Source organism: Gordonia zhenghanii (assembly GCF_021738965.1).
In the GTDB taxonomy this organism is placed as follows: Bacteria; Actinomycetota; Actinomycetes; order Mycobacteriales; family Mycobacteriaceae; genus Gordonia; species Gordonia zhenghanii.
On the sequence record NZ_JAKKOQ010000011.1, the window covers coordinates 1 to 26,404 of the forward strand.

Sequence of the window (26,404 nt, forward strand, 5' to 3'; positions counted from 1 at the left end):
GTCTCTGCCGCGGGTCTAGTCCCCTAGATCGCCGGACTCGCGGTGGCGAGACCTCTAGCTCGTCGAACGGGGTCTCGACTCCGCTCGACCAGCAGATGGGGCTCGACCAGCGGGGCCTCGACTTCGCTCGACCAGCGGGGTCTCGACCAGCAGTCGGCTCTCAGTCCAGACAGAACTCGTTTCCTTCGGGATCGGCCATGACGATGTGGCCGTGCCCCATCGGGGGAGCGGGCTCCACGCGACGAGTTCGCGACGCACCGAGCGCTACGAGGGCGGTGGCGCGCGCTTCGAGCGTCGACATCCGCTCGTCACCGACGAGGCCGGGAGCAGCACGCACATCCAAGTGGATGCGATTCTTCGCGACTTTGCCTTCGGGGACCTGTTGGAAGAAGAGGCGGGACCGGACGCCTGCGGGATCTTCAGCAGCCGAATTGGAGTTCCACTGCTCGACCGGAATACCTGCTCTCGCCAGGAACTCGTCCCACGCAGCGAATGGATCGTCGGGGTCGGAATCAACGCCTGGCGGCCCGGGAACGACGTAGCCGAGGGCGGCACACCAGAACTGTGAGAGGCCGCGTGGATCGTGGGCGTCGAACGTGATCTGTATGTCGGGACTCGGCGGAACACTCATGCGGTTCAGCGTAGGTCGCCCGAACGGTGCGCGGACCGCGTCGCCGATCCGGGCCCGTAAACTGGAGGGCATGTCGTCAACGGTGATCGGTACCCCGCTGAGTCCCAGTGCGGTCAGAGTGCTCCTCCTCGGATCCGGCGAACTCGGCAAGGAGGTGACGATCGCTCTGCAACGGTTCGGCGTGGAAGTCATCGCCGTCGACCGCTACGCCGACGCCCCCGCTCACCAAGTGGCCCACCACGCCGAGGTCATCGACATGACCGATGCGGAGCAGGTCCGCGCCGTGATCGACAAGCACAAGCCGCACTATGTGCTGCCCGAGATCGAAGCGATCGCGACTGACGCCCTCGAAGACGTCGAACGCGACGGGGTCGCCGAGGTCATCCCGAGCGCCAAGGCAGTGTCGGCGACGTTGAACCGCGAACGGATTCGGCGACTGGCCGATGAAGAACTCGGGCTGCCGACGTCGCCGTACCTGTTCGCCGGATCGCTCGAGGAGATGCGTCGCGCGGTCGAGAGCGTCGGCTATCCGTGCGTGGTGAAGCCCGTCATGTCGTCGTCAGGTAAGGGGCAGAGCGTCCTGGAAGGCCCCGACGACGTCGACGCCGCATGGGAGGCGGCCCGGACGGGGGCGCGCGTCAACAACGACCGAGTGATCGTCGAGGGCTTCGTCGACTTCGACTACGAGATCACGCTCCTCACCGTGCGTGCGATCGACCCGGCGACGGGCAAGCTCGCGACGTACTTCTGCGATCCGATCGGTCACCGACAGGTGTCCGGTGACTACGTGGAGAGCTGGCAGCCGCAGCCGATGAGTGAGATCGCCTACGGCACAGCACGTTCGGTCGCCGCACGGATCGCAACGGCGATGGGGTCGGGCCGCAGCGAGTTCAGCGGTCGCGGCGTGTTCGGAGTGGAGCTGTTCGTGCACGGCGACGAGGTGTACTTCTCAGAAGTGAGTCCACGGCCCCACGACACAGGTTTGGTGACGCTGGCGTCGCAGCAACTGTCGGAGTTCGAGCTCCACGCCCGTGCCGTGCTCGGTCTGCCCGTCGACACCGCCTCAGTGGCCCCGGGCGCGTCCGCGGTGATCTACGGACGCCACGACGCCGAGGCGATCAAGTTCGCGGGTGTCGCTGAGGCACTGGCGGATCCGGCCGTCGACATCCGACTGTTCGGTAAGCCCGAGAGCTTCGCGCGACGCCGCATGGGTGTCGCGGTGGCGACCGGACTGAACACCGAGGTCGCGCGCCAGAAGGCCACCCGGGCGGCCGAGACCGTTCAGCCGTTGCTCGGCGACGCTGAAGTGCCTGCGGCAGAAGAGGCTTCGGAGAATGAGGGGAATGGGAGCCGGGAAACCGTAGGCAACGAAGCCGTGGACCCGGCTGCAAGCGATACGAAGACTGGTGCCGAGGAGACGGTCGCGATCCCTCGCCCCGACCGGCAGCCTCCGCAGGCGTCCGCTCCGCCGCCTCCTCCCGGTGCGCGCCCCAGCCCACCGCCGGGGACTGGCCCGCATCCGGGACCGCCGCCTCCGCACCTGAGGCGTCCGGGCCCAGGCCGCCCCGGACCCGGTCCAACCGGTCCGGCGGGTCCTCGGCCACCGGGGATGCCTCCGCAGGGACCGCCGCCCCAGGGACCCCCGCCCCAGGGGCCGCCCCCGTATCCACAAGGGCCTCCCGGGCGTCGATTCTGAGTATTTACTGAACAATTCGGTAACACCTATGCGTTAAATCACCGATAGACGGGTAAGGGTGGAGGGAAGACTCCGTCTACGCGCTGCGATTCACAACGTTTTGCGGCTAGGTGAAACGAAAGGTTATTCGACATGAGGAAGACCCTGACACGTGCAGCGGCGAGTATCGCCGCAGTCGGCGCCATCGGTGCCGGCACCCTCGTCGCAGCTCCGCAGGCGCAGGCTGCCGACCCCGGCGACCTCCAGATCATCGGCGGGGTGAACTGCACCTTCAAGGCGTGGGGTCCCAACTGGTCCGACGGCCCGCAGTGGCAGATGCACCGCTGGATGGGCGTCACGAACCTCGGAGACTTCACCATGCACAAGGTGACCGTCACCGAGTTCGGCGGCCCGACGAAGTGGGTTCCGGCGAGCAAGGCACTCAAGACCAAGGTGGGAGACCTGAAGCCGGGCCAGACCGCGACCCTGTTCTCCACCAAGTGGAAGGGCTGCTGGCCGTCCTCGATCTCCGGCTACACAATCAGCGAGCAGGTCGAGAATCCGCTGAACAACGCAGGCTTCTGGCAGAACGTCCGTCGCGCCGCACCCAAGGGTGGCGACAACGAGAAGATCGTCGAGCCGCCGAAGGCCGACACCTCCGACAAGTAGCAGCGAGAAAAGGTCCGCCCCAACACGATGTGTCGGGGCGGACCTTTTGTAGGGCTCTGCGTGGAACCGCTACTTCCGAGTCTTGTCCGGTTCTGCGGCAGCCAGCATGTCGTCGCGCTCGACGACCTTGATTCGCTCGCGGCCCGCGGCGGCGCCGAGGGCGCGCTCGTGCTCGTCGAGGCGGTACCAGCCGTCCCACGTGGTGAACGGGATGCCGCGCTCCTCCAGGAGTGCGACGATCGCGTCTTCACCAGGCGTCTCGGGTGTGTTGAGCGAGCTGGCCTTCATGTCTTCGAGGATGCACTCGACGGTCTCGTTGGCGTCGCCCTTGGTGTGGCCGATGAGGCCGACGGGGCCGCGCTTGATCCACCCTGTCGTGTAGAGCCCGGTCAGATGTTTGCCCTCGTCGAACACGCGGCCCGATTCGTTCGGGATGACGCCCGCCTGATCGTCGAACGGGATCTCCGGCAGATTGTCCGACAGGTAGCCGACCGCGCGGTAGATCGCGGTGACGTCCCACTCGCGGAACTTGCCGGTCGACTTCACGTTGCCGGTGCCGTCCAGTTCGGTGCGCTCGGTCCGCAGACCGACGACCTTCCCGTCCTCGCCGAGGACCTCGACCGGGTTCTCGAAGAAGTGCAGGAACAGTTTGTGGATCGCGTCCTGCTTCGGCTCGCGGATCGCGTAGTTCTCGATGATCGTCGCGACCTGATCGGTGATCTTGCTGCTGCGGCGGGCGACGGCCGAGCCCTCGTCGTACTCGATGTCCTCGGGGTCGACGACGACCTCGATGCTCGGCGAGTGATCGAGCTCCTTGAGTTCCAGCGGAGTGAACTTGGCCTGCGCGGGACCGCGCCGACCGAACACGTGGACTTCGAGCGCCTTGTTGGCCTTGAGGCCTTCGTAGACGTTGTCCGGGATCTCGGTCGCGAGCAGCTCGTCGCCGGTCTTGGCGAGCACGCGGGCCACGTCGAGGGCGACGTTGCCGACACCGATGACGGCGACCTTCTCCTCCTCGAGCGGCCAGGTGCGCGAGAAGTCCGGGTGCCCGTCGTACCAGGCGACGAACTCGCCTGCTCCGTAGCTGCGCTCGAGGTCGACGCCCGGGATCTTCATGCCGCGGTCGTCGGTGGCTCCGGTCGAGAACACGACGGCGTCGTAGTGCTGGCGCAGGTCGGCGAGCGTGACGTCGGTGCCGTAGTCGATGTTGCCGAGCAGGCGCACCTGCGGCTTGTCGAGCACCTTGTGCAGTGCGTTGATGATCCCCTTGATGCGCGGGTGGTCGGGTGCGACTCCGTAACGGATCAGGCCGAACGGCGCGGGCATGCGTTCGTAGAGGTCGATGCTCACGCCGCGCTCACCCGCGGTGTCCGACTTCATCAGGGCGTCCGCGCAGTAGATGCCGGCCGGTCCGGCGCCGACGATCGCGACCCGCAACGGGCGGTTGGTGTCAGTCATGAGCTCGTGTTTCCTCAGCTTTATGGAACCTTGTCACCTCTACGTTAAATCGTGCGCGAGCGTGACCAAAATCTGTAAGTGAGGTGAACCTCAGTAACGCGGTCGATGATCGAAACTCTTGACGGGCGACGCGGCGTGTGCCGCTCTCGCGCCAGGGTAGACGTGTTGCACGCCCGGAACGGACAGGTCATAGACTCGGAAGTCATGAGCGCTAAGCGACCCGATCCCGCAGCGCAGGACGACCTGCCGAACTCCGAACACGAACCCCGGTCGTGGCGGGCGGCGCTGCCGTTCCTCATTGCGTTCGGCCTCATCATCATCGTCATCGCGTGGATAGCCCTGTCGCACCTGATCCGCCCGTCCGAGGAGAGAGTCAGCGAGGACACGAAGGTCCAGTACGTGGTCAACGACTTGTACAGCGCGCGGAACTCCCTGAACTACGACCTGTACCGCGGCGCCCAGTGCGAGGCGAACGTCGCGTCGAAGGACTTCCCGACCGCAGCGCAGTTCGCCGAAGCCAACCGCGGACCACTCGAACGCGACGGGAAGATCGTCGTACCCGAGATGGACGTCGAGGTGACCGGTTCGCGTGCGGCCGTCACCGTCCACGCGCACCGCGAGAACACCGAAGACAAGAAGACGACCACGGACGTGACCGTCGTCAAGCAGGGCGAGGACTGGAAGGTGTGCGCATCGTGACCTATGCAGGCGACATCACACCGCGCGACGCATGGTCGCGGCTCGCCGACAACCCGCGAGCCGTACTCGTCGACTGCCGGACCCGGGCGGAGTGGAGCTTCGTCGGCGTCCCAGACGTGAGTCCCCTCGGTAAGCAGACGGTGTTCGTCGAGTGGGTCGGCTTCCCCGACGGCGCTCGCAACCCCCAGTTCGTCGACGATCTGCGCTCGGCGGGGATCACCGACGACGACGAAGTCCTGTTCCTCTGCCGATCGGGGCAGCGGTCGATCGGCGCCGCGGAGGCGGCGACCGCAGCCGGGATCGGTGCGTCGTACAACATCCTGGACGGTTTCGAGGGCGGCGTCGACGCGTCCGGGCACCGTGGCTCCGTCGGGTGGCGGGCCGAAGAACTTCCCTGGCGACAGTCATAGAGGAGCAGCGAGCAGTGAGCAATGAACTTCCAGAATGGGTGTCACCAGAGACCGTCGCGGTGCGGGGCGGCCTCATGCGCTCCGGATTCTTCGAGACGTCCGAAGCCCTCTACCTCAACAGCGGCTACGTGTACGAGTCGGCGGAGGCCGCCGAGCGCGCGTTCACCGGTGAGGACCAGCGCTTCGTCTACAGCAGGTACGGCAATCCGACCGTTGCGATGTTCCAGGAGCGGCTGCGCCAGATCGAAGGCACCGAGGCGTGCTTCGCGACAGCGAGCGGCATGGCGGCGGTGTTCGTCGCGCTCGGCGCCCTGCTGAAGAAGGGCTCGCGCTTGGTCGCCGCCCGCAGCCTGTTCGGTTCATGCTTCGTGATCTGCAACGAGATCCTGCCGTCCTGGGGCGTCGAGACGGTGTTCGTCGACGGCGACGACCTGTCGCAATGGGAGACGGCGCTGTCCGAGCCGACCGATGCGGTGTTCTTCGAGACGCCGTCCAATCCGATGCAGGCAGTTGTCGACGTCCGCAGAGTGGCCGAGATGGCGCACGCTGCGGGAGCACAGGTGGTGCTCGACAACGTGTTCGCGACGCCGTTGCTGCAGCGCGGTCTGGAGCTCGGCGCCGACGTCATCGTGTACTCCGGCACCAAGCACATCGACGGTCAGGGCCGCGTGATGGGCGGCGCGATCCTCGGCACCGAGGAGTACATCCAGGGGCCGGTCCGCGAGTTGATGCGGCACACGGGGCCTGCGTTGAGCCCGTTCAACGCGTGGGTGATGCTCAAAGGCCTCGAGACCATGAAGATCCGGCTCGACCAATCGGTCTCGGCCGCGCTCCGGATCGCCGAGTTCCTCGATGCCGACCCGCGCGTCGCGCGCGCGATCTATCCGTTCCTGCAGTCGCACCCGCAGTATGAGCTCGCGACGTCCCAGATGTCCGGCGGCGGCACCGTCATCACGTTCGAGCTGGCGGGAAGTCCGGGGCAGACCGGCAAGGAGCGCGCGTTCGAGGTCCTCAACGGACTCGGCGTGATCGACATCTCCAACAACCTCGGTGATGCGAAGAGCCTGATCACGCATCCGGCGACGACGACGCACCGCGCGATGGGCCCCGAAGGCCGGGCAGGCATCGGCTTGACCGACTCGATGGTTCGACTGTCGGTCGGGCTGGAAGCGGTCGACGACCTGATCCGCGACCTCGATACGGCCCTGGGCTGAGCGACCGGGCCGTCAGTCGAGGCCCAGCGTGCCCAATACCGTGCGGAACTTGGCGTCGGTCTCGGCAACCTCGGCGTCCGGATCGGAGCCTGCGACGATGCCGCCGCCCGCCCACGTCGTGACGCCGATACCGTCGGCATCGAGTTCGAGACAGCGGATCGACACGGTCCACTGACCGTCGCCCGCGGCGTCGCACCAGCCGACTGCGCCCGCGTAGAAGTCACGCGAGCCTTCGAGTTCGGTGATGAGCGCGGACGCCTCGTCGCGCGGAGTCCCGCAGACCGCGGGGGTCGGGGACATCAGCGCCGCGAGGTCGAGAGCGGTGACCGACTCGTCGGCGAGGACGCCGCGGATCGGTGTCGCCAGATGCCAGACGGCCGGCGTCGACTCGATCTGCGGCTCGTCGGGCACGGTCAGTTCGCGGCACAGCGGCGCCAGCGCGGCGACGATCGAGTCGACGACGAAGGCGTGCTCGCGCAGGTCCTTGTCGGACGACCGCAAACGGTCCACGGCGGCCCGATCCGCCTCGGGGTCGGCACTACGCGGCGCGGTGCCCGCGAACGGGTGGCAGGTGACGACGCGGCCAGACCGTCGGACCAAGAGTTCGGGACTCGCACCGATCAGCCAGTGGCCGTGACGACCGGGAGCGGGATCGAGCGGTACGGCGAACGCCGTCGTCGACGTACCGGCGCCGGATGCGAAGCGGTCGAACAGGTCGACGGGGTCGATCCGATCGTCGAACGCGAACTCGGCGGCACGGGCCAGGACCACTTTCGCCACCCGCCCGTCGCCGATCGCGGTGAGCGCCGATCGCACCCGGTCGGCGTGGTGGGCGGCAGGCGTCGTCGTCGACGACGCGACGCGAGGTAGCGGCAGGGGCGCATCTGCCGGAACCGTGCGGGGGACCACCGTGAACGACTCGGGCGCGATCAGCGCCGCGTCGCCGGACGGATCGAAACCGAAGGCTCCGGTCACCGTGCTGATCGAACCTGAGGCCAGCGCGTCGCGTGCGGCGTCGACCGTCGAGAACTCACTGATCCGGCCGGTGCCTCGCCACGAGACGGATGCGGTCGCGAACAGGGAACTCGGGAGAATCACTCCGCTAGGCTACTCGGCGGATCCTTACGATCACGAGGCTCGGCAGGCTGCGGCGGCGTGACGTCGGGCACGGGCGGAACCGCCGGTGGCGCAGCCTGACCACCGATGCCTGCCGCGGCGTCTTGCGCCCGGCCCACGGCACCGTCTCCCGACTCCAGAGCGACTGACGATGCCGCGGATTCGAGGGCTGCGACGCCCTGATCCGCCTCGGCCAACGGTTGAGTCTTCGATGGCGCGGGCAGCGACCAGATCGTCACGAGCCGCTCGTCGAGCTCGCGTGCCGACACCATCAGCTGAGCACGATCATCGATCTGCCCGACACTGGTCATCCCGATGGTGGCGTCCAACGCGGCCACCGCGTCACGGATGCGCCGGTGCAACCGGGCCTCCGCGTCGTGCGAACGAGCCCACGACGCGGGCACCGCGACATCGACGCCGGGGATGGCGGCGCTCGTCGACAGCCCTTCCTTCGACGATCCGGACTTCGACGATCGCGCCAACGCGAACACGAATACGCCCGCGCCGATCACGACGAACAACGCGATCAGCAACAGCACGATTCCGATGACGGTCATGGTTCTCCCCAGTTCATTGTCTTCCCCAGATCAGATAGGCGAGCACACAGGCGACGATGATGCCCGCGATCACGGCTGCCGCGATCTTCACCTTGCTCCACGGGCGGTCGCCCTGAACTTCACCGGTGAGGCCGTTGACGAACACTTGGAACGGCTTGCCGTCGTAGTTGACGGTGAGCAGCCACATCGGCAGCAGCAGATACATGAACTGCAGCATTCCGTACGTGGTGTTCTTACTGCTGATCCGTTGGTGGTCGCCGCCGATGTCGCGGCGGATGGTGTTGTCGATCTGACCGTCGATACGAGGGCGAGCGTTCCGGGCGAACACGTCCTGCGGGTCGCGGTCGTACGTTCGTGACAGGTGACCTGCGACGAACTCGGGCGTGTACGGGACGGCGGCTTGGATCGGCCACGGCTCCAAGTCGCGGATCCGCTCCTGGTCCATGCCGGTGTTCGACAGTTCCGGCAGGTCGCGGATGCTGTCGCGCACGACGCCCGACGCCCGACGCCACCGGATCCGAGTCTCGGTGTGCCGGTTCTCGCCGGAACCGACGACCACCGTGTAGGTGTCCCCACGCTGCCCGTGATACCTCGTCGTCGTGTCGGCGTCGTACGAGTAGTAGGAGAGGTACACGCTCGTGAACGATCCGAGCGTCCGGTACTTCTTGAACTCGCGCGGCGCGAACCACCGGCTGTTGATCCACTTCTCGATCGACTCTCGGGCCTGCGGTTCGCCGATGTGCAGCGGCACGATCGCGTCGAGTGGGATCCGCGCGGGCGAGTCCTGAATGTCGTCGCGCTGGATTGGCGTCGCGCAATAGGGGCAGCGGGTCGCGGTGAGGCTGCCGTTGAAGATGGTCCGACCGCCGCACGACTGGCAGACCACTTCGTGTTCGCCGCCGCCGACTGACGCGAGCTCGGCAGCACCAGACTCGAGCGACGCCATCGCCGTCGCCAAGTCGTGCTTGACGACGACGGACGCCGGATCGAGTTCGATCGGATACGCCCGACCGCACGCCCCGCAGGACAGATCCTGTCGCTCCGGCGAGAACGCCAGGGGCGCACCGCATGACCCGCACGGGTAGGTGCGAGTCTGCTCGGTGACGTGCTGCTGAGCCCGGTCGGCAGCACTCGGTGTGTACCAGGCCGGGGCTTGCGGTGGCTTCGGCGGCTGCGGGGGCTGCGCGGGTCGCGGTGGTCCAGGTTCCTGCGGCGGCAGCTTCGGCGGTCCCTGCGGCCGCGGGTCCTGCGACGGTAACGGAGGCGGCTGCGTCATGTCACTGAGCCGGCGGGGCGGGCGGCGCAGGCGGCTCTTGTGACGGCAGCGGCGGCGGACCCGACGGTGCGAAGAGCGGCGCGAGCGCCGCGACCTGGCCGGCCGCCGTCCACGCTGCCATGCCCTGGGCCCAGACGAGCGTTGTCGGCGTGATAGATCCTCGGAGCTGATCGACGGTGTACGGGCCGGCGGCCGCGCCGTTCTGCTCGATGTGGAACGCCTGCGCCGTCGGAATCGGCGGAGGACCGCTCGACGACGGCTGCTGTTGCTGTTGGTTGAACTGGTTCGCGAACTGGCCTGCCATCGCCAGACCCATGCCCGCGCCCATCATGTCGCCCATCGCGCCCCCGCCCGGATTCTGCGCTGCGGCGAGCATCGAGTCGGCGGCCTTGCCCTGCTGGTATCTACCGAGGTCACCGACATTGTTGAGGAATCCTCGTTCCTCGACACCACGAGCGACGCCGCGCGTCATCGCCTCGGTGATCTCGTCGGGCAGTGAGATGTTCATGGTCACGGAGTCGACGTGCAGACCGAATTCGTCGTCGACCCGCGTCTGCACGTAGTCGCGCAGTTGGTCGCTCAGTTCGACCTGTTTGCCCTGCAGGTCGATGGCTCCGACGCCGGTCTCGAGGATCATGTCGGAGAACGCCGTCGAGATGACTCGGCGGAGGAGTTCGGCGATCTCGTCGGCGTTCACCTGGCTGTCGGCGCCGATGACTTCGCGCAAGAAGATCGCCGGATCGGCGATCCGGATGACACATAGACCGTTCGCGCGGACCTGGACCATTCCGAAGTCTGGGTCGCGCAAGGTGATCGGGTTCGGGGTGCCCCACCGGAGGTCGGTGACCGGCCTGCGGTTGATGAAGTAGACCTCGCTGCGGAACGGACTGTTGAACCCGTGCTTCCACCCCTGGATCGTGCTCATGATCGGCAGGTTCTCGGTGGTCAGCTCGTAGTGTCCGGGAGCGAACGTGTCGGCGAGCTGCCCGCGATAGACGAAGACCGCCTGCTGGCCCTCGCGCACGATCAGCTGCGCACCGTTCTTGATCTCGTTGTTGTAGCGCGGGAAGCGCCACGCGAGAGTCGAGCGCGAATCGTCGACCCATTCGATGATGTCGACGAGTTCTCCGCGCATCTTGTCGATGATGCCCATGGTGTCTCCGTTCACCTCGGTGAGGTCAGGCGGCTTTCGCCGCGGTGATCGACTCGTCGGCGACGAGTTTCTTCGTCAGGTCGGACGCGGTGGACTCGATCGTCGACGTCGACCTGCCGAAGTCGATGCCGACGAGTTGGAAGCAGTATGTGCTGTCGACCCGAGTCACCGCACTGTGACGGTACGTCTCGGCTCCGTCGTCGGTCTGATGTCCCGAATCGGGGCGCCACTGACCGGCCGTCAGGTCGCGGAACTCGGTTCCGCACGTGTCGGCGAGACCGATCATCGCGTGGATGGGATCGGCGTCCTTGCCGTCGTCCATGGCGTCACCGTCGTCGTCCACCTGGGAGATCGAGCGGGTGTCGGACTCCGGGACCAGCATCAGCGACATCGATCCGTTGAAGTCGCCGGTCTCGATCCGCCAGCCTGCCGGGACGTCGACGTCGGCGCTCACACCGTGGTCGAGTGCGACCGTCTCGTGCTGCGGTCCGTCCGGGCCGTCCGAACTCCACGGCGCGACGACGAGGAGAACAACGCCGACCACTGCGACCGCGATCACGGCGACTCCGGCTAACACCCACCCGGTCCGGGACTTGCGAGGCGGCAACGGCGGATAGGAGTTCTGGGGGTACTGGAAGTTCTGGGGATATGGCGCGTACTGCGGTGGGCGCTGGGGTGCGAACTGCTGGGGCGGCACCTGCTGAGGAGGGAACTGCGGGGGTGGGAACTGCGGGGGAGGACCCTGCTGAGGTGGAGACTGCGGCGGCGTGCCTTGCCTCGGCGGAAACTGTTGTGGCGGAAACTGTTGCGGCGGAGGGTAACCGGGTCGTTGGGTATCCGGATCCCAGGGATTCGTCACGGTTCGACCTTCCGCGTCGGTCTGGGCGCCGTCGGACGCCGCCGGGTCATTACACCCACGACTCTATCCGCCGGGTGTTTCGCTCGGGAGGTGTCGCCCCCTGACCGAATGACGACGATTGTGTGCACGGTGCGTTTAACCCTCGCGCGATCGGCAACGGGAGGGCATCGTGATGCATGGGTCACGAGTGCCAGCGACAAGCCCCGGCTCGCTGGACAGCAACCCTCCGCCACGGTGGGGTGCTCCGGGTGACGACCCGGCCCGCGTCGACCGACGCGAGGCAAGTGTGGAAGCTCAAGGAGTCTCGTCATGACCGCTGTTCTCGATGCACCCGTGTGCCGTCCTACCCGCATCCGTGCTCTCGCGCCCGTCTCGGGCGCCGATATCGCGGTGCCGGTCGCCGGGTCTGCGCCCCTGCGGTACGCCAACCTCGACTATGCGGCGTCGGCGCCCGCGCTCACCGCGGTGGCCGACCAGACCGCGGCTGCGCTCACTGAGTATGCGAGCGTCCACCGCGGGGCCGGGTATCTGTCGCAGGTCACGACCGCCCGCTACGAGCAGGCTCGCGAAACGGTCCGTGCATTCGTGGGCGGCCGGGCCGACGACACCGTCGTGTTCACTCGCAACACCACTGACTCGATCAACCTCGCGGCGTCCGTCACCCCCGGCGACGTCGTGGTCCTCGACATCGAGCATCACGCGAACCTGTTGCCGTGGGCTCGGACGGGAAGGGCGCGCGTCGTGTCTTCGAAGGCCACGGTGGACGAGACGATCTTCGCGTTGGATGCCGAACTCGCCGCGGCGCCTGCCGCGCTGCTCGCGGTGACGGCCGCGTCGAACGTGACCGGAGAGGTGTTGCCGATCGCCCGACTCGCGGGACTGGCCCACCGGCACGGCGCTCGGATCCTCGTCGACGGCGCTCAACTCGTCCCGCACCGTGCCGTCTCGATCGCCAGCTTCGGTATCGACTACCTGGTGTTCTCCGGACACAAGTTGTACGCGCCGTTCGGTGCAGGTGTACTCGTCGGACGGTCGGACTGGCTCGACGCCGCCGAGCCGTACCTCGCAGGAGGCGGTGCGAGCGCTGCCGTGGGCATCGATGAGATCGACTGGCACACCGGTGCCGCCCGGCACGAAGCCGGATCGCCGAACGTGCTTGGCGTGATCTCGATCGCCGCCGCTGCAGAAGCGTTGTGCGACATCGGGTTCGAGCGCATCGGTCAACACGAGGAAGCGTTGGTGCGTCGCCTCGACGAAGGCATCGACGCGTTGGGGCACGTCCGCCCACTACGGATCTTCGACGACGCGTACGGCCGCGTCGGCATCGCAGGCTTCGTCGTCGACGGCTACTCGCCGCGCCAGGTGGCCGAACATCTCAGCACCAGGCACGGCATCGGCGTGCGCGACGGCAAGTTCTGCGCGCACCCGCTGCTCGCCAAGCTCGGGCATCCCGACGGTGCGGTGCGCGCCAGTTTCGGAGTGGGCACCGGATCCGACGACGTCGACCGTCTGTTGGACGCGCTCGCCGAACTGGCGCCGACCAGCCGCTGAGGTCCGGACACAGCAATCCGCGACACCCAGCGACATTCGCGCCTCGTCGGCGGGGCGCGAATGTCGTCGAGTGCCGCGGATATGACTCGGACGTCAGACCGGGTGGGTCAACGGGGCGAACAGATCAGGCGCTGTAGCGCTCCACTGCGGCCTGCGCGACCTTGGCTGCCTCGTCCTTGCCGACCCATCCGCCCGGCGTCACCGACTTGCCCGGCTCCAGATCCTTGTAGCGCTCGAAGAAGTGCGCGATCGCCTTCAGTTCGAACTCGTCGACGTCACCGATGTCCTGGATGCGGTCCCAGCGCGGGTCGCCTGCGGGGACGGCCAGCAGTTTGTCGTCGCCGCCCGCCTCGTCGGTCATCGTGTACATCCCGACGATGCGCGATTTCACGATGACGCCCGGGTACACGGACTCGGGGAGCAGGACCAACGCGTCGAGCGGGTCACCGTCCTCGCCGAGCGTGTGGTCGATGTAGCCGTAGTCGGCCGGGTAGCCCATCGACGTGTACAGGTATCGGTCCAGGTAGACCTTGCCGGTCTCGTGGTCGATCTCGTACTTGTTGCGAGCACCCTTGGGGATCTCGATGGTGACTTCGAACTCCATGCGTTCTGACTCCTTCTCGTCTAAGACTCGACGCCGCAGCCGACGGTGTGCGACCGGCGACAGACACGTGCAACGGGACACAACGATACTGTTAGTTCTGTTCCGTGCAGTCCCCAGACCGGAGGTTCCGTGGCCCAGCCGACACCACCGATGGTGGTCCCGCCTGCCTCCGGGCCGCCGAAGCGGCGCCGACGAGGCCTGCGCATCGCCCTCGCCGTGATGCTCGTTCTCCTGCTCGCAGGCGGTGGAGTCGCAGGTTGGTGGGTGTATACGCACCGTTCGGACCCGGTGCCCGACGGAACTCCGGCGCAGCCGGCGCCGGTCACCGTGGCCCCGGTCATCGAGCCGGTTCCGCCGAACGCGCCCACTCCGACTGCGGCCGGGGTGCGCGAGCAGCTGACCGAGCCGGTCAAGGACGAGGCGCTCGGCGAATTCACCGGGCAGGTCTCCGATCCGACCACCGGAGCCGTCCTGTGGGCCGACGGAGCGAGTGAGGCGCGCACGCCAGCGTCGAACGCGAAGATCCTCACCGCCGCAGCCGTCCTGCTGACCCTGCCGCACGACAAGACGATCACCACAAAGGTCGTGCTCGGCGACGACGGTCAGGCGATCCTCGTCGGCGCAGGCGACCCCACGCTCGCGACGGCGGGCGAAGGCGACGAGACCTTCTACACCGATCCCGCCCGCATCGCCGACCTCGCCGACCAGATTCGAGCATCGGGACGCAACGTCACGTCGGTCGCCTATGCGACGCCCGGTTTCGAGGGGCCGAGCATGGACCGGACCTGGGACAAACGTGATGTGGAAGGCGGCGACATCGCGCCGCTGTCGTCGCTGATGGCCGACGCCGGGCGACGCGATCCGCTCGACGAGTACTCGCCGCGCACCGACGATCCTGCCGCCGAAGCAGGCCGCGCGCTCGCCGACGCCTTGGATGTGCACTCCGAAGTCGAGGAGGTCGACGTCCCGACCGATGCCCAGAGCGTTGCAACTGTCGAATCTGCTCCGCTGGTGACTCGGGTCGGCGACATGATGCGATTCAGTGACAACGTCCTCGCCGAGATGCTGTCGGTGGAGCTCGCGGAGGCGACTGGTCGGGAGCCGAGTCTGGCGGGCGGAGTCGATGCGGTCGTCGCCGCGCTGGGCAAGGCCGGATTCGACGTCGACGACGTGACTCTGCGCGATGCGTCGGGGCTCTCGTACGGCGACAAGGTGCCCGCCGCGGCCCTCGATCAGGTGATGTCGGCGACCGTCGCCGGAGACAACTCACCGAAACTGCGGTCCCTGCTTGACACGCTGCCCGTCGCGGCCGGAACCGGAACTCTCGCCGACCGGTTCGACCCGAAGAAGAACGCGGGAGCGGGCTGGGTACGAGCCAAGACAGGAACACTGACAGGTGTCACATCGTTGACCGGAGTAGTGCAGACCGTCGACGGCCGCGTGCTGTCGTTCGCGTTGATGTCCGGCGGCACGTCGCCGGAGGATGCGCGCCCCGCGGTCGACCAGGTCGCGGGCGCTCTCCGAGAGTGCGGCTGCCGTGGCTGACGAGACCGCAGAAACAGGAGCATCGATGCAGACATCTGTGACATCAGGCGACGCGGAGGCGACGTCGGACGACGCCTCGTCGAGAGAGTCGCTCCCCGTCGACATCGACTGGGCGACGGCCGCGGCCGTCGGACGCAAGGTGGCCCGGCCCGGACCTCGGATCACCGGGTACACGAGTGCGCAGGCCCGCGACGAACTCATCGACGCTGCAGTCCGTGCCGAGGCTCCGGTCCGTGAGGTGACTGGGCTTGCCGACGGGCTCCGCGTCCCGAGTGCCCGCGTCGTCGACCGTGCAGGCTGGATCGACGCCGCCGCACACTCGATGCCGGCGATGATGACCGACGACGCGGAACCCGCGACCGGCTGGTCGGCCAAGGTCGCAGGTGCGCAGGCCGGTGGGATGCTCGCGTTCTTGTCCAGCGCGATCCTCGGCCAATACGACCCGTTCAGCCTCGACCCGGAGACCGGCGAACCCGGAGTCCTGCTGTTAGTGGCGCCGAACATCATCGGGGTGGAACGGCAGTTGCGCGTAGTGCCGTCGGACTTCCGGTACTGGGTGTGCCTGCACGAGGTGACCCACCGAGTCCAGTTCTCCGCCAACCCGTGGCTCACCGGGTACATGCGTGACAACGTCGCCGGGCTGGCCGACGGCGACGAGGACTCGGTGACCGAGCTGCTCGGCCGCGTCACCGAGAGCCTGCGGAGTCAGAAGCCTCGCGAGAAGGGCGTGATCGGCCTGATGCAGCTCCTGCAGTCGCCGGAGCAGTTCGCGGCGTTCGAGCGGATGCTGTTGCTCGGCACCCTACTCGAAGGGCATGCCGACCATGTGATGGACGCGGTCGGACCGACACACGTGCCGACCGTCGACACCATCCGCAAGGCGTTCGACGCCCGCCGATCCGGACCGCGGAACCCGCTGCAGAGACTCATTCGTGCCCTGATCGGAATGGACGCCAAGATCGCCCAGTACGTGCGCGGCAAGGCGTTCGTCGACGAGGTCGTCGGGACCGTCGGCATGGAACGCTTCAACACGATTTGGACTTCGCCCGAGACGTTGCCTCTCGCACACGAGATCGACGACCCGAGCGTATGGATCTCCCGAGTGCTGTGAAGCCCAGCCGGTCGAGCGCTCAACCCCGCTGGTCGAGCGCTCAATCCAGCTGGTCGAGCGAAGTCGAGACCCCGCACGCTGGTCGAGCGGAGTCGAGACCTCTAGCGGTGAGCGGAGCCGAGGGTCTCGACTCCGCTCGACCAGCAGTGGGAGCTCGACCAGCGGTAGGGGCTCGACCGGCGGTGGAAGCGTGACTGGCGGTGGTGCGGGGTCTCGACTCCGCTCGACCGGCGGTAGGGGCTCGACCGAGGGTAGGGGCTCGACCAGCGGTGGCAGCTCGACCGGCGGTGGGGGCTCGGTCGGCAACGACAGCGGCGCGGCGGAGCGGGCGTTGGTGTCCGCGGTCCGTGCCTTCGCCGCGACGTATCTGCGCGCCGACGACGTCTGCGTCGGACTGTCCGGCGGAGCGGACTCGCTCGCGTTGACGGCGGCATCACTGCGCGCCGGACTGCGCGTTCATGCGATCGTCGTCGACCACGGACTGCAGGACGGTTCGGCGCAGGTCGCGCGACAGGCGGCGACGACGGCCCGCGACCTCGGGGCGACGTCGGAGGTCGTGACGGTCATCGTCGACGGCCCGGGCGGAACCGAGGCCGCGGCACGTGACGCACGGTACGACGCGCTCGACGCGGCGCGCACCGGGCGGCCCGTTCTCCTCGGACACACACTCGACGATCAAGCGGAGACCGTCCTTCTCGGGCTGGGCCGCGGATCGGGGGCTCGTTCGCTCGCGGGCATGCGGGAGTGGTCGGTCCCGTGGGGGCGGCCACTGTTAGGGGTCCGACGGGCTCAGACCCGTGCCGCCTGCGACGGCTGGAGCCTTCCGGTGTGGGACGACCCGCACAACGACGACCCCAAGTACACGCGCGTCCGAGTCCGCGGCGAGGTGTTGCCCCTGCTCGACGACGTGCTGGCCGGGGGAGTGGCGCAGGCGCTGGCGCGCACGGCGTCGCAACTGTCCGACGACGCGGACGCGCTCGACGAGATCGCGGCACGGAGCCTGGACGGTGCGACGAACGGAGGCCGCCTCGCGGTCGATCCGTTGGTGCGCGAGGCCTCCGCGATCCGCACGCGCGTCGTCCGAAGCTGGCTGCAGTCCGTCGGCGTCGACGCTCCGACTCACCGTGTCGTGACGGCGGTGGACGCGCTGATCGTCGACTGGCGCGGGCAGGGGCCGGTCGCGATCGGCGGCGACTCGCGGACTCGCCTCGTCGTGACGAGGCGGGCGCGGGAGTTGGCGACAGACCGCATTCCGCGTTGACGGGGACAGGTGCACGGCGCCCGGAGCTCTGGGAGCCGATGTCTCCTCTTCGGCGTCGGCGTGACAAGCTAGAAGGCGTGGCACGCGACGACAACGGCTTGGGTTCGGAAAGCGGTTACGGCGGAGACATCGAATCCGTCCTGATCGACGAGGAACAGATACACGCACGCACGGTCGAGATGGCGCAGGCCGTCGGCGAGCGGTACAAGGACGCCGAGGAGGACCTGGTCCTCGTCGGCGTACTGAAGGGTGCGGTCATGTTCATGACCGATTTCGCTCGGGCATTGCCGATCCCGTCTCAGCTCGAGTTCATGGCTGTGTCGAGTTACGGATCGTCGACGTCGTCGTCGGGTGTCGTCCGGATCCTCAAGGACCTGGACCGCGACATCGCCGACCGGGACGTCCTGATCGTCGAGGACGTCATCGACTCCGGACTCACTCTGTCGTGGCTGATGAAGAACCTCGCGACGCGTTCACCACGGTCGCTCGAGGTCGTCACCCTGCTGCGGAAGCCAGACGCGATGCGCGCCGTCATCGATGTCGCAGACGTCGGCTTCGACATCGGCAACGAGTTCGTCGTCGGCTACGGACTCGACTACGCGGAGCGGTACCGCGACCTGCCGTACATCGGGACCCTCCACCCGGACGTCTACTCCGACTGAACTGTGGACTCCGACCGTGCGTCACGCAGGGGGAACAACGACGGGTCCTCGAACGTTGACCTGTAGCCTCGTATTCGTCAGTCGACGGGAAGGACTAGGGGTTCAGTGGCACGGCCCGGCGCTCTCGCCGTTCCGCGTCGACCACCCTCACGCGAATATCCATGAACCGTAAGAAACTGTTCCGCAACCTGGCCATTGTGGCCGTGATCCTGCTCGCCCTCTGGGGCTGGAGCGTGCTGCGGAGCTCCGACCGCGAATACGCGGGTATCGACACGTCGGTCGCGATGACGCAACTCGACCAGAAGAACGTGAAGTCGGCGCAGATCGACGATCGAGAACAACGTCTTCGGCTCGAACTGAAGAAGCCGATCAAGGTCGACGACGCCGAGCAGACCAAGGTCACCACTCAGTACCCGTCGGGTGTGATGCCGCGGATCTTCACCGCAGTGCAGGACTCTGGTGCGCAGACCTACCAGACGAACATCACCAAGGACTCGGGGATCTGGCAGTCGATCCTCATCTTCGTCCTGCCGATGCTGATCCTGTTCGGCCTGTTCTTCTTCTTGATGAGCCGGGTCCAGGGCGGCGGACGCGGCGGTGTGATGGGCTTCGGCAAGTCGAAGGCCAAGCAGCTCACCAAGGACATGCCGAAGACGACGTTCGCGGACGTCGCGGGCGCCGACGAGGCCGTCGAAGAACTCGACGAGATCCGTGACTTCCTGCAGAACCCGGCCCGGTACCAGGCTCTCGGCGCGAAGATCCCGAAGGGCGTGCTCCTGTACGGCCCGCCGGGAACCGGTAAGACGCTCCTGGCGCGCGCCGTCGCAGGCGAGGCCGGCGTCCCGTTCTACGCGATCTCCGGATCGGACTTCGTCGAGATGTTCGTCGGCGTCGGTGCGTCCCGCGTGCGCGACATGTTCGAGCAGGCCAAGGAGAACAGTCCCTGCATCATCTTCGTCGACGAGATCGACGCCGTCGGCCGCCAGCGCGGTGCAGGAATGGGCGGCGGCCACGACGAACGCGAGCAGACGCTGAACCAGTTGCTCGTCGAGATGGACGGGTTCGGCGAACGCGCAGGCGTCATCGTGATGGCGGCGACGAACCGTCCCGACATCCTCGATCCCGCGCTGTTGCGTCCGGGTCGCTTCGATCGACAGATCCCCGTCTCGAACCCGGACATCGCGGGTCGTAAGGCGATCCTCGCGGTCCACGCGAAGGGCAAGCCGATCGCACCCGACGCCGATCTCGACGGGCTCGGCAAGCGCACGCCCGGGATGTCGGGAGCCGACCTGGCGAACGTCATCAACGAGGCCGCGCTGCTGACGGCTCGCGAGCACAAGACGGTGATCACCGGCGAGATCCTCGAAGAGGCGGTCGACCGCGTGGTCGGCGGTCCGCGACGCAAGAGCCGGATCATCAGCGAGCAGGAGAAGAAGACCGTCGCCTACCACGAGAGCGGGCACACGCTCGCGGCGTGGGCGATGCCCGATCTCGACCCGATCTACAAGGTCACGATCCTCGCCCGTGGGCGGACCGGCGGTCATGCTCTCGCCGTCCCCGAGCAGGACAAGGACTTGATGACGCGCTCGGAGATGGTCGCGCGCCTGGTCATGGCGATGGGTGGCCGTGCCGCGGAGGAACTCGTCTTCCACGAGCCGACGACCGGCGCGAGCTCGGACATCGACCAGGCGACGAAGATCGCGCGAGCCATGGTCACCGAGTACGGAATGAGCGCGAAGCTCGGCGCGGTCCGCTACGGCCAAGAGCAGGGCGACCCGTTCATGGGTCGCGGGATGAGCAACACCGTCGAGTACTCGATGGGGGTGGCCGCCGAGATCGACGCCGAGGTCCGCGAACTCATCGAAGCCGCGCACACCGAGGCGTGGGCGATCCTGAACGACTACCGGGACGTCCTCGACGTGCTGGCGGGCGCTTTGCTGGAGAAGGAGACGCTCGTCCGCAAGGACCTCGAGAAGATCCTCGACGGCGTCGACAAGCGGCCGCGGATCACCAAGTTCGACGTCTTCGGCGATCGCACGCCGAGCACCAAGCCGCCGATCAAGACGCCGGGCGAGTTGGCGATCGAGCGCGGTGATCCGTGGCCCCCGAACTCCGAGCCAGTCAAGCCTGAACCGACGTGGCAGGACGCGACGGGGCCGCAATCGGGCGATCCGAACGGTGCACAGCCGAACGGTGTCCCCGTGCCGCCCCAATACGGGCAGCCCCAGTACGGCCAGCCGCAATACGGGCAGCCGCAATACGGCCAACCGCAATCCGGTCAGCCTCAGTACGCGCAGCCTTACTACGGCCAGCAGCAGCCGCCGCAATACGGACAGCAGCCCCAATACGGTGAGCCTCAACCTCAGTACGAGGGGCGGGGTCAGCACAGTGCTCCGCAGCAGGACGGCCAGCAGCCGTCACCCGGGTATCAGTACCCGGGGACTCGGCCGGACTATGGGGCTCCGCGCGACTGGTCTGCTCCCGGCTGGCCTCCGGAGGAACAGCAGGGGCCTGCTGACCAGTCGGGTGAGGAGAGACGATGACGCGTGCTGACGACGTGCAGGTCGGGATCGACGGTATCGATCGCGGCGGCGGTTCGATCGGCGAGTTCGACCAGGAGCGCGCCGAGGCGGCTGTCCGCGAACTGCTGATCGCGATCGGTGAGGACCCGGAGCGCGAAGGCCTCAAACGGACCCCGCACCGGGTAGCCAACGCTTACCGGGAGATGTTCGCAGGGCTCTACACCGAACCCGACGAGGTTCTCGCGACGGTCTTCGACGAAGGCCACGACGAGTTGGTTCTCGTGAAGGACATTCCGATGTACTCGACGTGCGAGCACCACCTGGTGTCGTTCCGCGGCGTCGCGCACGTCGGCTACATTCCGGGCGAGTCCGGTCAGGTGACGGGCCTCTCGAAGCTCGCTCGCGTCGTCGACCTGTATGCGAAGCGTCCGCAGGTTCAGGAACGTCTCACCAGCCAGATCGCCGACGCATTGGTGCGCAGGCTCGACCCTCGCGGTGTCATCGTCGTCATCGAAGCCGAGCACCTGTGCATGGCCATGCGCGGTATCCGCAAGCCCGGTGCGACAACCACGACGTCGGCGGTCCGCGGACTGTTCAAGACGAGCGCGGTCTCCCGCGGCGAAGCGCTGGACCTGATCACGCGGTGACTCCCGAGCGTGAGCACGCGGTGACGGCGGGCCGAGACTCTGGCCGCACCCTCGTGATGGGGGTGCTGAACGTGACCGCCGATTCGTTCTCGGACGGCGGGCGATACCTCGACGTCGACGACGCGGTGCGGCACGGTCTCGAGTTGGCCGCGTCGGGCGCCGACATCGTCGACGTCGGAGGCGAGTCCACTCGCCCCGGAGCGATTCGCGTCGATGCGGGCACCGAAGTCGCGCGCGTGACACCGGTGATCTCCGCGTTGGCCGCGCACGGCGTGCGGGTGTCGGTGGACACCATGCGCGCGTCGGTCGCGGCAGCGGCGCTGGAGGCCGGGGCGAGCATCGTCAACGATGTGTCCGGTGGGCGAGCCGACGCCGACATGGGTCGGGTCATCGCCGAGACGAAGGCCCCCTGGATCCTCATGCATTGGCGGCCCGCAGGCGACGAGCCCACGACCGACCGGCACTTCACCCACCGAGTAGAGGACGAGGGCGGTTACCGCGACGTTGTCGCCGAAGTCTCGGGCGAACTGCTCGGGCAGGTGGACGCCGCGGTCGCCGCAGGCGTCGATCCCGACCTCATCGTCTTGGACCCCGGCCTCGGGTTCGCGAAGACCGCCGACCACAACTGGGCCCTGCTCCATTCGCTTCCGACGCTCGTCGGACTGGGTTTCCCGGTGCTCATCGGCGCATCTCGTAAACGATTCCTCGGCTCGCTGTTGGCTGCAGACGGCGTGGCCCGTCCGCCGGCCGGACGCGAAGTGGCCACTGCGGCGGTCTCCGCGTTGTCCGCGGCAGGCGGAGCGTGGGGCGTGCGCGTACACGACGTCGCCGCCAGTCGAGATGCGATCGAAGTGGCCGCTGCCTGGCGGGTCGGAGGACGGAGGGGAAGCCATGGCTGACCGGATCGAGTTGCGCGGGCTGCATGTCCGCGGGAACCACGGGGTCTTCGACCACGAGAAGCGCGACGGTCAAGAGTTCATCGTCGACGTGACGTTGTGGATCGACCTGCAGGCCGCGGCGCGCAGCGACGATCTCGCCGACACCGTCGACTACGGGATCCTCGCGCAGTTGGCGCACGATGTCGTGGCCGGTCCCTCGCGTGACCTCATCGAGACGGTCGGAGCCGAGATCGCCGATGCGATCATGGCGCACGACGAACGGGTCTCCGCCTGTGAGGTGACCGTGCACAAGCCGTCTGCGCCGATTCCGTTGACGTTCGACGACGTCGCAGTCGTGGCTCGTCGTTCGCGGAAGCCTCACGGAGCGTGATGATGTCCCGGGCGGTGTTGTCTGCGGGGTCGAACATCGGCGACAGTGTCGGCCTCCTCCGGTCGGTCGTAGTCGCTTCGGGGGACGACCTGATCGCGACGTCGGACGTCTACCGGACGCCGCCGTGGGGCGGCGTCGAACAGGACGACTTCGTCAACATCACGCTCATCGTGGCCGGCGACCGGACGCCGCACGAGTGGCTCGAGTTCTGCCGAGCATGCGAGCAGGACGCGGGTCGTGTCCGTGACGTGCGGTGGGGGCCGCGGACGCTGGATGTGGACGTGGTCAGCGTCGACGTCGACGGTGAACCGGTGATCTCCGACGATCCGGAACTGACATTGCCGCATCCGCGCGCGGGACAGCGGGCGTTCGTCTTGGTGCCGTGGCTGCAGATCGATCCCGATGCGGAACTCGTCGTCGAGGGTCGGGGAAGAAGGGTCGTCGACCTGGTCGCCAGTCTGGACGACGCCGAGGTGGCGGGCATCCGACGCGCAGAGGCGTTGCAGTGACAGCGCGCAGGCCTGACCCCGGCGGCTCGAACTCCGGCTACCCGGACTCCGATGACGAGGACGGTCGTCTCGGCATGACGAAGGTCCGGGACCTCGTGGTGATCGCGCTCGTCGCAGCGGCGGCGCTGTGGATCCTGATCCGTTACAACTATGGCGCGTTCCCGTCGCTTCCGTGGCCTGCGGGCGTATTCCTGTACCTGCTGGCAGCGATCGAGTTCGTCACCGGTTTCCTCGTGCGTGCACGAGTCGCGGGCCGCGACATCGGCCGTGCGCGAGGACAGTTGCATCCGATCGCGGCGGCGCGTGTGATGGTCCTCGGCAAAGCGTCGGCGATCCTCGGAGCGATAGCGACGGGCGGCTGGGCCGGCATCCTTGTATTCCTGATGACGAACGGTGTGCTCGACGCCGCGCGCGCCGACCGTCCCGCCGCTGTCGTCGGTGCGATCGGCGGAGTGCTGTTGACCGCTGCCGCGCTGTGGCTCGAGCACTGCTGCCGTGCCCCCGACGACCCCGACGGTGAGCGCGACGGGTCCGACCCCGCGCCCGCCTAGCGTCCATCTCCGACGTTCCCGACTCTCCGAGGTCCGGTGACCGGCCGCGGTCCGACGTGCCGGTAAGTTGGCTGCATGACCGAAGAGACGGACAGCGGACAGACGCGGGGATCTCGACCGTCTGCAGGCCAGTGGGCGATCGCTTTGCTGATCGCGTTGGCGCTCATCGCCAGCCTGCTGATGGTGTTCGGAGACAACCTGTCGATGCAGGCGACCCTCGCCGTGATCGCAGCGCTGTGGGCGGCGGTGATCGGCGGGGTGCTGGTCACCAAGTACCGGCGCCAGGCCGACACGGCCGAGAATCGCACGCGGGATCTACGTCTGGTCTACGAATTGCAGTTGGAGCGGGAGATCGCTGCCCGCCGTCAGTACGAGTCGGACGTCGAGTCCTCGATCCGGCACGAGCTGTCAGAGGAGTCGAACCATGAGCTCGACGAACTGAAGGCACAAGTTCTCGCGCTTCGGTCGAGCCTGGAACAACTCTTGGGCAAACCACTCCCGGAGTCGCGAATCGCGATCGGGTTGGAGCGTCCGCGCGAGCTCAGTTCGGGTCTGAGCGGGGCGTCGTACGCCGGTATGGCCGACGATCACGCCGCCGCCGAGCGAGACTTCGCGACGACCGCTCCGCAGGCCGACGACGGGCGTCACGTTCCAGAGCAGGCGAACGATCCCGAGCCGGTCGAGATGACCGAGATCATTCCGGTCGTCACCGACGACCCGGCTGACGTCGAGCCGGAGCCCGAGCCCGAACCGGAGCCGGAGCCCGCGCCCGAACCGGTTCAGGCGCCTCGCCCCGCTCCCCAGCAGTGGCGTCCCCAGCCCGGGCCGCAGCAGCCCGGGCCGCATCAGTCGGGGCCGCATCAGCAGGGGCGCGTTCCGCAGCCGCCGCCGGTGCCGCAGGCTCCGCAGCGTCCGGGTGCTCCGCGCTTCGTCGCAGGACCCCAAGGCCCTCAGGGGTCCCAACCAGCAGGCCCCCATCAGCGCACACCGTTCGGTGCGGGCGCGTACGAGCCCCCTTCGGCGCCGTTCCGAGCTCAGCGGCCGCAACAGGGCCAGCCTCAGCAGGGGCAGCCGCAACAGCCACAGCAGCAGGGCCCGCAGCAGCAACGACGTCAAGCGCCGCAACAACACCAGGACCCGCAGCAACACCAGGACCCGCAGCAGCCGGAAGACGTCGAGCCAGAGATCGTCGATGACGGCGCACACGCGGCTGGTCGTCCGGCGAGTGAACTCCTCTCTCGGCTCCGTGAGGGCGCCGGAGGGCAGGGGCCGTCGACCGGCGGGCACCGTCGCCGCCGCGACTGATCGTCACCGCCGCCGCGACTGATCGTCACCGCCGCCGCGACTGATCGTCACCGCCGCCGCGACTGATCGTCACCGCCGCCGCGACTGATCGACTCTGACTGCAGACGCTGTGACCGGGTGAACCCGGTCACAGCGTTGTGGCACCTGCTGCTCGCGGGGCCTATCGTGGTCTGCGGACGTCTGGTACCCGGAGCGCGCGGAATGCGTGTTGGAGGGACTGGAACGACAATGGAGGCAACGGTGGAATCACCGATGGCACCGGCTCGCCTGCGTGTCGGCATCATCAGTGCTGGACGTGTCGGCACTGCGCTCGGCGAAGCGTTCGCGGCCGCCGGCCACTTCGTCGAGTCCGTGTACGCGAGCTCGCCGCAGTCTGCGGCTCGAGCCGCTGATCGGCTCCCCTTCGCGAAGGTTCGGGGTCTCGCCGACGTCGTCGCCGACTCCCAGTTGATCGTCATCGCGGTTCCCGATACCGAGCTGGCCGACGTCGTCCGCGATATCGCCGATCGGGTGAAGCCGGGTGTCATCGTCACCCACACTGCGGGTTCCCACGGCGTCGGGATTCTGGAGCCGATCGCCAGGTCGGGCGGAATCGTGTTGGCGACCCACCCGGCGATGACGTTCGTCGACTCGCCCGAGGACTCCGCTCGTCTCGCTACGGCGTGCTTCGGGGTGACCGCCGCAGACGAGATCGGCGATGCGATCGCGATGGCGCTGGTCCTGGAGCTGGGTGCGACGCCGATCCGGATCGCGGAGACCAGTCGCGGGCTCTATCACGCGGCACTCGCGCACGGCTCCAACAACTTGAACGCACTGATCACGGACGCGGTCACCGCATTGCGGGCCGCGATCGGCGGTCCAGCGGGAGATGCAGCCGAAAGCGCGACCGTCGACGGCGGCGGCTTCGGTCTCGCCGAGCAACTGCTCGCACCGCTGGTCACCGCATCGCTGGAGAATGTCTTGGCGCAGGGTCGATCGGCGTTGACTGGCCCGGTCGCCCGCGGCGACGTCGACACCGTCGCCCGTCATCTCCGCGAACTGTCCGACGTCCATGAGGGCATTGCGCGCGGCTACCGTGTGCTGGCCGGTCGTGCTGCAGCCCAGCACGACGCCGACCCCGCCCTCCGTCAACTATTGGAGGCGCAGTAGT

The 26,404-nt window shown here is 67.7% G+C and carries 26 protein-coding genes and 1 riboswitch; of the genes, 18 read left to right on the forward strand and 8 right to left on the reverse strand.

Going from position 1 to position 26,404, the window contains the following annotated elements; all coding sequences use genetic code 11:
- Nucleotides 1-160: 160 nt before the first annotated feature.
- Complete coding sequence (locus L5G32_RS12540) at nt 161-631, reverse strand: VOC family protein (RefSeq protein WP_237011399.1); 471 nt, start codon at nt 629-631, stop codon at nt 161-163.
- A gap of 70 nt (nt 632-701) precedes the next feature.
- Between L5G32_RS12540 and purT the strand changes: the two genes are divergently transcribed.
- Nucleotides 702-2,327: a formate-dependent phosphoribosylglycinamide formyltransferase gene (gene purT / locus L5G32_RS12545; protein ID WP_237011447.1), complete on the forward strand. Its 1,626-nt coding sequence runs from the start codon at nt 702-704 to the stop codon at nt 2,325-2,327.
- A gap of 132 nt (nt 2,328-2,459) precedes the next feature.
- The gene (locus L5G32_RS12550; protein WP_237011400.1) at nt 2,460-2,975 is read left to right on the forward strand and encodes a response regulator; all 516 of its coding nucleotides are present in this window, start codon (nt 2,460-2,462) and stop codon (nt 2,973-2,975) included.
- A 69-nt stretch (nt 2,976-3,044) separates the two neighbouring features.
- Here L5G32_RS12550 and L5G32_RS12555 read toward each other — a convergent pair whose 3' ends face one another.
- Nucleotides 3,045-4,433, reverse strand: a complete 1,389-nt coding sequence (locus tag L5G32_RS12555) for an FAD-dependent oxidoreductase (RefSeq protein ID WP_237011401.1) — start codon at nt 4,431-4,433, stop codon at nt 3,045-3,047.
- A gap of 204 nt (nt 4,434-4,637) precedes the next feature.
- Here L5G32_RS12555 and L5G32_RS12560 point away from each other — a divergent pair, with 204 nt between their 5' ends.
- Genes L5G32_RS12560 through L5G32_RS12570 form a run of 3 tightly spaced genes read left to right on the forward strand, consistent with a single transcriptional unit; the run spans nt 4,638 to nt 6,756 of the window.
- On the forward strand, nt 4,638-5,132 hold the full coding sequence (locus tag L5G32_RS12560; RefSeq protein WP_237011402.1) for an Rv0361 family membrane protein: 495 nt from the start codon (nt 4,638-4,640) through the stop codon (nt 5,130-5,132).
- Nucleotides 5,129-5,542 carry a rhodanese-like domain-containing protein gene (locus L5G32_RS12565; protein ID WP_237011403.1) on the forward strand — a complete coding sequence of 138 codons (414 nt, stop codon included), beginning with the start codon at nt 5,129-5,131 and terminating at the stop codon, nt 5,540-5,542. The genes L5G32_RS12560 and L5G32_RS12565 overlap by 4 nt, the downstream gene beginning before the upstream one ends.
- A gap of 14 nt (nt 5,543-5,556) precedes the next feature.
- A complete protein-coding gene (locus L5G32_RS12570; RefSeq protein ID WP_237011404.1) occupies nt 5,557-6,756 on the forward strand; it encodes an O-succinylhomoserine sulfhydrylase in 1,200 nt (399 codons plus the stop codon).
- 12 nt (nt 6,757-6,768) lie between these two features.
- Here L5G32_RS12570 and L5G32_RS12575 read toward each other — a convergent pair whose 3' ends face one another.
- Genes L5G32_RS12575 through L5G32_RS12595 form a run of 5 tightly spaced genes read right to left on the reverse strand, consistent with a single transcriptional unit; the run spans nt 6,769 to nt 11,555 of the window.
- Entirely contained in the window at nt 6,769-7,854 is a 1,086-nt protein-coding gene (locus L5G32_RS12575; protein ID WP_308192042.1) for an isochorismate synthase, read from the reverse strand.
- Nucleotides 7,851-8,429, reverse strand: coding sequence for a hypothetical protein (locus L5G32_RS12580; RefSeq protein WP_237011405.1), 579 nt, complete (start codon nt 8,427-8,429; stop codon nt 7,851-7,853). Before L5G32_RS12580 ends, L5G32_RS12575 begins: the two co-directional genes overlap by 4 nt.
- 13 nt (nt 8,430-8,442) lie before the next feature.
- Nucleotides 8,443-9,705, reverse strand: coding sequence for a Trm112 family protein (locus L5G32_RS12585; RefSeq protein WP_237011406.1), 1,263 nt, complete (start codon nt 9,703-9,705; stop codon nt 8,443-8,445).
- A gap of 1 nt (nt 9,706) precedes the next feature.
- Nucleotides 9,707-10,858: an SPFH domain-containing protein gene (locus L5G32_RS12590; protein WP_237011407.1), complete on the reverse strand. Its 1,152-nt coding sequence runs from the start codon at nt 10,856-10,858 to the stop codon at nt 9,707-9,709.
- A gap of 25 nt (nt 10,859-10,883) precedes the next feature.
- A complete protein-coding gene (locus tag L5G32_RS12595; protein WP_237011408.1) occupies nt 10,884-11,555 on the reverse strand; it encodes a hypothetical protein in 672 nt (223 codons plus the stop codon).
- Between the two features lie 341 nt (nt 11,556-11,896).
- Nucleotides 11,897-12,010, forward strand: a riboswitch (SAM riboswitch).
- A gap of 16 nt (nt 12,011-12,026) precedes the next feature.
- Here L5G32_RS12595 and L5G32_RS12600 point away from each other — a divergent pair.
- The gene (locus L5G32_RS12600; protein ID WP_237011409.1) at nt 12,027-13,268 is read left to right on the forward strand and encodes an aminotransferase class V-fold PLP-dependent enzyme; all 1,242 of its coding nucleotides are present in this window, start codon (nt 12,027-12,029) and stop codon (nt 13,266-13,268) included.
- 124 nt (nt 13,269-13,392) lie between these two features.
- Here the strand turns inward: L5G32_RS12600 and L5G32_RS12605 are convergent, their stop codons facing one another.
- Nucleotides 13,393-13,872, reverse strand: coding sequence for an inorganic diphosphatase (locus L5G32_RS12605; RefSeq protein WP_237011410.1), 480 nt, complete (start codon nt 13,870-13,872; stop codon nt 13,393-13,395).
- Between the two features lie 150 nt (nt 13,873-14,022).
- On the opposite strand from L5G32_RS12605, the gene dacB reads away from it, so the two are divergent.
- From dacB to L5G32_RS12665, 12 genes are all read left to right on the forward strand, one after another.
- The gene (gene dacB, locus L5G32_RS12610) at nt 14,023-15,417 is read left to right on the forward strand and encodes a D-alanyl-D-alanine carboxypeptidase/D-alanyl-D-alanine endopeptidase (RefSeq protein WP_372491696.1); all 1,395 of its coding nucleotides are present in this window, start codon (nt 14,023-14,025) and stop codon (nt 15,415-15,417) included.
- 25 nt (nt 15,418-15,442) lie between these two features.
- Nucleotides 15,443-16,528 carry an Rv3626c family coenzyme F420 biosynthesis-associated protein gene (locus tag L5G32_RS12615; RefSeq protein WP_237011411.1) on the forward strand — a complete coding sequence of 362 codons (1,086 nt, stop codon included), beginning with the start codon at nt 15,443-15,445 and terminating at the stop codon, nt 16,526-16,528.
- A gap of 331 nt (nt 16,529-16,859) precedes the next feature.
- Complete coding sequence (tilS, locus tag L5G32_RS12620; protein ID WP_237011412.1) at nt 16,860-17,789, forward strand: tRNA lysidine(34) synthetase TilS; 930 nt, start codon at nt 16,860-16,862, stop codon at nt 17,787-17,789.
- A gap of 38 nt (nt 17,790-17,827) precedes the next feature.
- Complete coding sequence (hpt, locus tag L5G32_RS12625) at nt 17,828-18,451, forward strand: hypoxanthine phosphoribosyltransferase (RefSeq protein ID WP_372491693.1); 624 nt, start codon at nt 17,828-17,830, stop codon at nt 18,449-18,451.
- Between the two features lie 161 nt (nt 18,452-18,612).
- A complete protein-coding gene (gene ftsH / locus L5G32_RS12630; RefSeq protein ID WP_237011414.1) occupies nt 18,613-20,994 on the forward strand; it encodes an ATP-dependent zinc metalloprotease FtsH in 2,382 nt (793 codons plus the stop codon).
- The gene (gene folE, locus L5G32_RS12635; RefSeq protein WP_237011415.1) at nt 20,991-21,620 is read left to right on the forward strand and encodes a GTP cyclohydrolase I FolE; all 630 of its coding nucleotides are present in this window, start codon (nt 20,991-20,993) and stop codon (nt 21,618-21,620) included. The genes ftsH and folE overlap by 4 nt, the downstream gene beginning before the upstream one ends.
- A 56-nt stretch (nt 21,621-21,676) precedes the next feature.
- Entirely contained in the window at nt 21,677-22,519 is an 843-nt protein-coding gene (gene folP / locus L5G32_RS12640; protein WP_237011450.1) for a dihydropteroate synthase, read from the forward strand.
- Nucleotides 22,512-22,889, forward strand: a complete 378-nt coding sequence (gene folB / locus L5G32_RS12645; protein WP_237011416.1) for a dihydroneopterin aldolase — start codon at nt 22,512-22,514, stop codon at nt 22,887-22,889. The genes folP and folB overlap by 8 nt, the downstream gene beginning before the upstream one ends.
- A 2-nt stretch (nt 22,890-22,891) precedes the next feature.
- Nucleotides 22,892-23,398, forward strand: coding sequence for a 2-amino-4-hydroxy-6-hydroxymethyldihydropteridine diphosphokinase (gene folK / locus L5G32_RS12650; RefSeq protein WP_237011451.1), 507 nt, complete (start codon nt 22,892-22,894; stop codon nt 23,396-23,398).
- 74 nt (nt 23,399-23,472) lie between these two features.
- Nucleotides 23,473-23,949, forward strand: coding sequence for a DUF3180 domain-containing protein (locus tag L5G32_RS12655; protein ID WP_237011452.1), 477 nt, complete (start codon nt 23,473-23,475; stop codon nt 23,947-23,949).
- Nucleotides 23,950-24,024: 75 nt separating this feature from the next.
- A complete protein-coding gene (locus L5G32_RS12660; RefSeq protein ID WP_237011417.1) occupies nt 24,025-25,254 on the forward strand; it encodes a DUF6779 domain-containing protein in 1,230 nt (409 codons plus the stop codon).
- Between the two features lie 240 nt (nt 25,255-25,494).
- The gene (locus L5G32_RS12665) at nt 25,495-26,403 is read left to right on the forward strand and encodes a Rossmann-like and DUF2520 domain-containing protein (protein WP_372491694.1); all 909 of its coding nucleotides are present in this window, start codon (nt 25,495-25,497) and stop codon (nt 26,401-26,403) included.
- Nucleotide 26,404 lies beyond the last annotated feature (1 nt).